Below are 5212 nucleotides of genomic sequence, written 5' to 3'. Positions count from 1 at the left end.
CGGATCGAGCTCGGCGGCCCGCGGGACGCCGCCTGGGCGGCGGCGGTCGGCGGGCTGGAGCGGGGCCTCGCGGTGGCCGCCGACTACGCGCACCTGCGTGCCGCCCGGCCGCCGTTCGGCACCCTGACCGGGTTCCGGGACGGCCGGGAGTGCGCCCCCGTCCCCGACGGCTCCTGCGACCTGACCGCGCACGTCGCGCTCGACGCGGCGGCCGCGCCCGGGCACCCGGCGCTGCTCACCACCCAGCGCGAGGCGCTGCGCGCGCTCGGCGTCAGCGGGGCCCGCCCGCCGCTGGCCCTGGCGAGCACCGACCCGGCGGCGTACCTGCGGGCGCTGTCCGGTGCCGGGGAGGCCGCCGAGCTGACCGACCCGGCCGGGCTGGGCGCGTTCCACTGGCTGGTCCAGGCCGTCCGCATGCCGGTACCGGAGGACCTCGCGGGCCTGCCGGGATGGCAGACTCTCCCCTCGTAGAAGGAGGCGACGGCCATGACGGAGACCACGGTCGGCATCGGCCCGGGCGCGCAGACGCTCCCCGGCGACCCCGGCAGCACCGACATGGTGCTCAACATCGGCCCCCAGCACCCGTCCACGCACGGCGTGCTGCGCCTGAAGCTGGTCCTCGACGGCGAGCGGATCACCAGCGCCGAGCCGGTGATCGGCTACATGCACCGCGGCGCGGAGAAGCTCTTCGAGGCCCGCGACTACCGGCAGATCATCATGCTGGCCAACCGGCACGACTGGCTGTCCGCGTTCGCCAACGAGCTGGGCGTGGTGCTGGCCGTCGAGCGGATGCTCGGCATGGAGGTGCCGGAGCGGGCGGTGTGGCTGCGCACCCTGCTGGCCGAGCTCAACCGGGTCCTCAACCACCTGATGTTCCTCGGCTCCTACCCGCTGGAACTCGGCGGCATCACCCCGATCTTCCACTCCTTCAACGGCCGCGAGGAGCTCCAGCACGTCCTGGAGGAGGCCTCCGGCGGCCGGATGCACTACATGTTCAACCGGGTCGGCGGCCTCAAGGAGGACCTCCCGGCCGGCTGGCTCGGCCGGGTCCGCCGCGCGGTCGGCGTGGTCCGCGGACAGCTGCCGGTCTTCGAGGACCTGGTGCTCGGCAACGAGATCTTCCGCGGCCGCACCGCGGGCGTCGGCGTGCTCTCCCGCGAGCACGTCCACGCGTACGGCGTCAGCGGGCCGATCGCCCGGGCCAGCGGCGTCGACTTCGACCTGCGCCGGGACGAGCCCTACCTCGCGTACGGGGAGCTGCGGGACGTCCTGAAGGTGTCCGTCCGCGAGGAGGGCGACTGCCTGGCCCGGTTCGAGTGCCTGCTGGAGCAGACCGCGAACGCGCTCGACCTCGCCGACGCCTGCCTCGACCGGCTCGCCGAACTGCCCGCCGGGCCGGTCAACCTGCGGCTGCCCAAGGTGCTCAAGGCGCCCGAGGGCGAGACGTACGCCTGGACCGAGAACCCGCTCGGGCTGAACGGGTACTACCTGGTCTCGCGCGGCGAGAAGACGCCGTGGCGGCTCAAGCTGCGCTCGGCGTCCTTCAACAACATCCAGGCCCTGACCGAACTGCTGCCGGGGACGCTGGTGGCGGACATGGTGGCGATCCTGGGGTCGATGTTCTTCGTGGTCGGCGACATCGACAAGTAGCGGGGAGAGCCCCGCCCCTGATTGCGCGCCCCTCTCCTTTACTGGTCGGCGGGGTGCGGGGCGAGGCGGGTGTCGTGGGCCTTGCAGAGGGCGACCAGCTGGTCGTACGCGGCGGGGCCCATGAGCTCGGTGAGTTCGGGGCGGTAGGAGACGTAGACCGGGTCGGGGGCGTTGTGGGCCTCGGGGGAGCCGGTGCACCACCAGTGGAGGTCGTGGCCGCCGGGGCCCCAGCCGCGGCGGTCGTACTCGCCGATGGAGACCTGCAGGTAGCGGGTGTCGTCGGGGCGGTCGATCCAGTCGTAGGTGCGGCGGACCGGGAGCTGCCAGCAGACGTCGGGCTTGGTCTCCAGGGGTTCCAGCCCCTCGCGCAGGGCGAGGACGTGCAGGGCGCAGCCGGCGCCGCCGGGGAAGCCGGGGCTGTTGAGGAACAGGCAGGCGCCGTTCACCCGGCGGGTCTGGCGGTCGCCGTCCTCGTCGAACATGGTGATGCCGCCGTCGAGGCGGATCCGGCCCTTGGCGTCGGTGCCCTCGGCGTGGTGCTCCCAGATGTCGGGGGTGAGCCGGGCGGCGTGTCCGGCCACGCGCTGCTCGTCGTCCTCGTCGGAGTAGTGGGCGCCGAGGGTGCAGCAGCCGTCGGAGGCGCCGCGGCCGGGCTGGATGCCGTGGCAGCCCTTGCCGAAGATGCAGCCCCAGCGGGAGGTGAGCCAGGTGAGGTCGCAGCGGAACACCTGGTCCTCGTCGGCGGGGTCGGTGAACTCGACCCAGGCGCGCGGGAAGTCGAGCGCGACCTCGCGGACGGTGGGCATCGCCAGGTCGACGACCGGGGCCTTGGTCTTGGGGCCCTTGGCGGGCTTCTTGGTCTTCTTGCTCTTGGTGCTGTCAGCTGGTGCCACCCGGTAAGGGTATGGCCTGGACGCGGCGGGGCGGGGGTGCGGCGGCGCGGCTTTACCGGTGGTTCGTGTGCTTCGGTGCCGGTTGCGCCCGTTTGGAGTGGGTGGCGAAGGTGAAACGGCTGTGAAAAGGCCCGCAGGCCGGTCGGTGGCGACCGGGAGTGGTCCTAGGATGGCCCAGCCGGTAGGTCGGGCGCGCGAGCGCCCTTGCACGGGGGAGTGCACAGTGGGCGACGAGGTCGTCATCCGGTCGTGGGAACTCCACGGCGAGGGACGGGAGTTCGAGAAGATCTCGGACGAGTTCGGTAGAGCGGCGAAGCAGTTGGAGAGCGGCCTGGCGGGGCTGGGCGCCCCGTGGGGTTCGGACGAGCCTGGCACCCCGTTCGGCACCGCGTACGGCGAGGCCCGGGAGGGCGTGCTGGCCGGGTTGCAGGGGTTGGCGGAGCGGCTGGACCGGATCGGGCGCGGGCTCCACACCATGGCGGACAGCACCGAGCGCACCGATCAGGACATCAGCGCGGACTTCAACGCGCCTTCGCTGAACCACCCGACCGCGACCGGCCGGGCCTGAACCGGAGTCAGACCAGGCGGCGGGCCGCTGCGCGCGCCGAGCCGCACCACCCGAAGGGGGAGCACGTGTCCAGGAACCTGCCGGAGGAACTCGCCCCCGCGCTGGCGCGGACCGGCCACGCGTGGCCGCAGGCGGACGAGGACGGGCTGCGCCAGGGGGCGGGCCTGTGGCGGGAGTTCGGGGCGGAGGCGGACGCGCTGGTGGCCCGCGGGTCGGCTTCGGTGCAGCGGGTCTCGGGGGAGAACAAGGGCCGGGCGGTGGAGGCGTTCGCCGACCACTGGCGGCAGTTCAGCGGCGGCGGGCGCGGCCAGTTGGACGACGCCGCCGCGGCCGCCGGGCTGGTGGCCGCGGCGCTGGACAAGGCGGCCGGGGCGGCCGCGCAGGTGAAGGTCGACATCATCGCGGTGCTGACCGAGCTGACCGAGAAGATCCGGGCGGCGGACGCGGCCGAGGCGAAGGCCAAGGCGGACATCGCGCAGGCCGGCCAGCAGATGACCACCGGCCTGGGCGGGCTGGTCAGCGGCGCGGTCGGCGCGGCCGTCGGCGCGGTGAAGGAGGTCGCGGCCGAGGCCGAGGAGCTGGCCGCGGTCGAGCACGCCAAGGTGAAGATCGGCCAGCTGCTGGAGCAGCTCGGCCGGGACATGGGCGAGGCCGCCAGGTCGCTGGCCGCGGAGCCGCCGCTGGTCGCGCTGGAGCGGATCGCCCAGGCCGACGGCCGGGGCCTGCACGGCGAGCAGCGGGAGTCCTCGCTGGCGGCCCGCTCCGGGCAGGTCACCGGGGTGCTGGCGAAGGCCGGGGTAGCCCGCTCGGTGGAGGTGGCGAGCGTCGCCGGCCTGCACGCGGACCTGAAGGCCGACGGCACGGTGCGCACCGACCGGCACGGCAACCCGGTGCTGGTCGGCGAGGACGGGCAGCGGGTCAAGGGCGTCGAGGGTCTGACCGTCACCCAGGGCCCGGACGGCCAGCAGCAGTTGGTCGGCCCGGACGGGAAGCCGGTCACCGGCGTGGCGATGGGCGCGGACGGCAAGCCGCTGCTCGGCAGCGACGGCAAGCCGCTGCTGGTGGGCCTGGGCGGCGCCCTGGTCGGCACCGGGCTGCTGCTCGCGATGGGCCACGACGGCAAGCCCGAGCTCGGGCAGGACGGCCACCCGGTGATGGTGACCGCCGACGGCACCCAGGTCTCCGGCCTGGTCGCCGACCAGAAGGGCCACCTGCTGGCCGGCTCCGACGGCCACCCGGTCACGGTCGACGCCTCGGGCCGGGCGACCGGCCCGGGCGGGCAGGTCGTGCAGTTCGGAGCGGACGGCCGTCCGCTCGACCTGCTCGGCCCCGACGGGAAGCCGGTCACCGTCCTGGACGGGCAGCAGCAGGGCGGCGGCCCGTTCCAGAACGGCGCGTCCCAGGACGGGCCGGGCGGCCACCACGGGCACGGCGGCCAGGGCGGCCAAGGCGGTCAGGGCAACGCGAACGACCCGCTCGCCCTGTCCGGGCAGGGCGGCCAGCACGGCCCGAACCTGCTGGGCGACGGCGGCCTGCTGGACGACACGGTCCACAAGGTCACCGCCCCGCTGGACCCGGTGGCCCAGAGCGCCCCGGCCGGCCCCGGCGGCCCGCAGCCCGGCCCGTCCGACAGCGGCACGCACCGCGGCAGCGGCGGCGGTGGCGGCGGCTACCAGGGCGGTGGCGGCTCGCGCTCCACCTCCTCCGGCGGCTCGGCCGCGGCCTGGTACGACGCCCCGTCCGGCGGCGGCTCCTACAGCGGCGGCGGCCACCAGGACTCCGGGAACGACTACGTCCCGCCGGTGCGCGGCCCGATCTCGGTGCACGTCGACTCGGTGCTGGCGCCGCCCGCGCCGAGCGCCCCGCCGGTGGTCGGCGGGGGCGACATCTGGACGTCCGCCGGGAGCGGCGTCCACCACGCGGCGGAGCCGGGGCAGTCCTTCGGCGGCTCCTCGTCCGCGGCCGCCGGCGGCGGCTCCTCGTTCCAGCTCGGCCCGGTCGGCGGCGGCGCCCCCGCGGGCCCGGTCGGCGGGATGCCGACGGGTGCGCCCGTGCCGGGCGCCCCGGTGGCCGGGGCCGTTCCGGTGGGCGGTCCGGTCGG

The 5212-nt window shown here is 75.3% G+C and carries 4 protein-coding genes and 1 pseudogene; 4 read left to right on the top strand and 1 reads right to left on the bottom strand.

Features of this window, described 5'->3' with window-relative positions; all coding sequences use genetic code 11:
- A pseudogene (locus ACWEO5_RS37965) lies at positions 1-471 on the top strand (SAM-dependent methyltransferase); the annotation flags it as partial.
- 15 nt (positions 472-486) lie between these two features.
- Positions 487-1650 (top strand): NADH-quinone oxidoreductase subunit D, encoded by a 1164-nt coding sequence (locus ACWEO5_RS37960; protein ID WP_344559116.1) that lies wholly within the window; start codon positions 487-489, stop codon positions 1648-1650.
- Between the two features lie 38 nt (positions 1651-1688).
- Here the strand turns inward: ACWEO5_RS37960 and ACWEO5_RS37955 are convergent, their stop codons facing one another.
- Positions 1689-2543, bottom strand: a complete 855-nt coding sequence (locus ACWEO5_RS37955; protein ID WP_452166628.1) for a hypothetical protein — start codon at positions 2541-2543, stop codon at positions 1689-1691.
- Positions 2544-2766: 223 nt separating this feature from the next.
- Here ACWEO5_RS37955 and ACWEO5_RS37950 point away from each other — a divergent pair, with 223 nt between their 5' ends.
- Together ACWEO5_RS37950 and ACWEO5_RS37945 are read left to right on the top strand one after the other, a co-directional pair.
- Positions 2767-3111, top strand: coding sequence for a WXG100 family type VII secretion target (locus ACWEO5_RS37950; RefSeq protein WP_452166627.1), 345 nt, complete (start codon positions 2767-2769; stop codon positions 3109-3111).
- 65 nt (positions 3112-3176) lie between these two features.
- On the top strand, positions 3177-5212 hold a 2036-nt coding region (locus ACWEO5_RS37945), incomplete at its 3' end, for a WXG100-like domain-containing protein (RefSeq protein ID WP_452166626.1).

It is taken from the genome of Kitasatospora sp. NPDC004272 (assembly GCF_053603035.1).
This window is presented reverse-complemented; position numbering and strand designations above follow the sequence as displayed.

What these genes read in the sequence shown, in the direction of transcription:
- ACWEO5_RS37960 (WP_344559116.1), top strand. Translation starts at nt 487, where the DNA reads ATGACGGAGACCACGGTCGGCATCGGCCCGGGCGCGCAGACGCTCCCC.